Below are 2,201 nucleotides of genomic sequence, written 5' to 3' on the forward strand. Positions count from 1 at the left end.
CGCCAGCGCGATCTCGGCCTTCGCCCGGCCGTCCTTGAAGTAGACGGCGAGGGCCACGATCGTGTGGCCCGTCTCCTCGGACTTCACCGCCAGCTTGTCGATCTCCTCGCGGTGCAGGAGCAGCTTGCGCTTGCGGCGCGCGGAGTGGTTGGTCCAGCTGCCCTGGAAGTACTCGGGGATGTGCGCGGTACGGCGGGAATAGGCCACGCCGGCCCCCGGTTGTCGCCGGTCGTACGGACACCCCGTACGACCACGTACCACCGCGACGACCCGAGGGAACGACCCGACGTGAACCAGGTCCCCACCATCAAGCTCAACAACGGCACGCTCATGCCCCAGCTCGGCTACGGCGTCTGGCAGGTCCCGGACGACCAGGCCGAGCAGGCCGTGGGCTCCGCGCTGGAGGCGGGTTACCGCAGCATCGACACCGCCTCCATCTACGGCAACGAGGTGGGCACCGGCAAGGCCATCGCCGCCTCCGGGGTGCCGCGCGAGGAGCTGTTCGTCACCACGAAGCTGTGGAACGGCAAGTCGGAGACCTGGGGCCGGGACAACGTGCTGCGCGAGTTCGACGCCTCGCTCGCCAAGCTGGGCCTCGACACGGTCGACCTGTACCTGATCCACTGGCCGCGCCCGATGCGCGAGGACTTCGTCGCCATCTGGAAGGCCTTCGAGGAGATCGCGGCGAGCGGCCGCGCCAAGGCCGTCGGCGTGTCCAACTTCCGCCCCGCCGACCTGGAGCGTCTCGGCGCCGAGAGCTCCCTGGTCCCGGCCGTGAACCAGATCGAGCTGCACCCGCTCTTCCCGCAGGCCGAACTGCGCGCCGTGCACGCCCGTCTGGGCATCGCCACCGAGGCCTGGTCCCCGCTCGGCCAGGGCAAGGACCTCCTCACGCTCCCCGCCGTCACCGCGATCGCGGCCAAGCACGGCCGCTCGGCCGCGCAGGTGGTGCTGCGCTGGCACCTGCAGCTCGGCACCATCGTGATCCCGAAGTCCGTGACCCCGTCGCGGATCCGGGAGAACCTGGACGTGTTCGGGTTCGAGCTGGACGCCGCCGACATCGCCGCGCTGGACGCCCTGGGCGCGGGCGGTTCGGGCCGCCGGATCGGCCCCGACCCGACCGAGTTCGACTTCTGAGCCCCGAGCACCGGAGAGCCGTGAGCCCAGTGACCCCCAGGAAGACCGCGAGCAGCGAAAGTCCCGAACCGGCACGACGTCAACCGCCGGACGGGCTGTACCGCATCCGCAACGTGGCCAGCGGGCTCCTGCTCCAGGTCGCGAGCGGCAACCGGGTGGGCGTCGGCCCGGACGGAGAGCCGGCCGCGGCCCGGCAGTGGGAGATCTCGCCGGTCCACAGCGGCGGCGGGATCTTCCACGTGGTCAGCGCGCACAACGGCAAGCGGCTGGACGTGGCCAACGCGTCGACCGAGAGCGGCACCCGGGTCCAGGTGTGGAAGGCCAATGCCTTCGGGGCGCAGGAGTGGGTCGTCGAGGAGCACCTCGACGACCCCGGCGTCGTCTCGCTGATCGCCGTCATCAGCGGCCTGTCCCTCGAGGCGGACACGCAGGGCGACGCCCGCCAGTGCGAGGACGAGGACTCGCCCGCGCAGTGGTGGCGCCTGGAGCCTGTCTGAGGGGGCGGAGGGACCGACGCGGTCCGGGGCCCCGGACCGCGTGTCGCCCCCGCGACCGCCGCCAGGCGGTCAGCCGCGTACGAAGCCCCGCACCAGGTACGTGGGCTCCGCGCGCGGGATGTCCGGCCCGGGCAGGAGTTCCAGCCGGTCCGCGAGCTCGCGTGCGGTGATCCCGCGCGGCCGGACCCGGGAGGCGTACCGCCCGGCGAGCAGCGCGGCGGCGCTCCCGCGCGGGGTGCGCCCCTGCCCGTGCCCGGTGAAGCGGGCTTCGCCGGCGGGGCGCAGTCCCGCGTCGGCCGCGTGGCCGGTGACGTCCTGCGCCCGGTCGGCGGGGGCCGGGGTGAGGTGCTCCGCGAGCACCTCGTCGATGTCGCTGCCGACGTCGTGGGCGGCGTCCTTGTCGACGGTGGTGACGAATACCCCGCCGGGCCTCAGCACCCGCCCGGCCTCGGCGACCACGGCGGCCACCAGGCCGGGTTCGCGCAGCAGGTGCAGCAGCCAGACGGCGCTCACCGCGTCGAGCGAGCCCGAGCGGAACGGGAGCCGGGTCCCTGAGGCGAGTACCAC

The 2,201-nt window shown here is 73.2% G+C and carries 3 protein-coding genes and 1 pseudogene; 2 read left to right on the forward strand and 2 right to left on the reverse strand.

All coding sequences use genetic code 11. The features are described from left to right. Window positions 1–189 (reverse strand): annotated as a pseudogene (locus tag ACWGDE_RS38345) (SsrA-binding protein); the annotation flags it as partial. Window positions 190–288: 99 nt separating this feature from the next. Between ACWGDE_RS38345 and ACWGDE_RS38350 the strand changes: the two are divergent. Next, window positions 289–1,137, forward strand: coding sequence for an aldo/keto reductase (locus ACWGDE_RS38350; protein ID WP_453393712.1), 849 nt, complete (start codon window positions 289–291; stop codon window positions 1,135–1,137). Window positions 1,138–1,232: 95 nt separating this feature from the next. Next, the gene (locus ACWGDE_RS38355) at window positions 1,233–1,634 is read left to right on the forward strand and encodes an RICIN domain-containing protein (RefSeq protein WP_453393714.1); all 402 of its coding nucleotides are present in this window, start codon (window positions 1,233–1,235) and stop codon (window positions 1,632–1,634) included. Window positions 1,635–1,703: 69 nt separating this feature from the next. Here ACWGDE_RS38355 and ACWGDE_RS38360 read toward each other — a convergent pair. Continuing rightward, window positions 1,704–2,201, reverse strand: a 498-nt coding sequence (locus ACWGDE_RS38360; protein WP_453393713.1) for a methyltransferase domain-containing protein, incomplete at its 5' end; no start/stop codon positions are given.

The sequence above is a fragment of the Streptomyces sp. NPDC054956 genome (assembly GCF_053609185.1).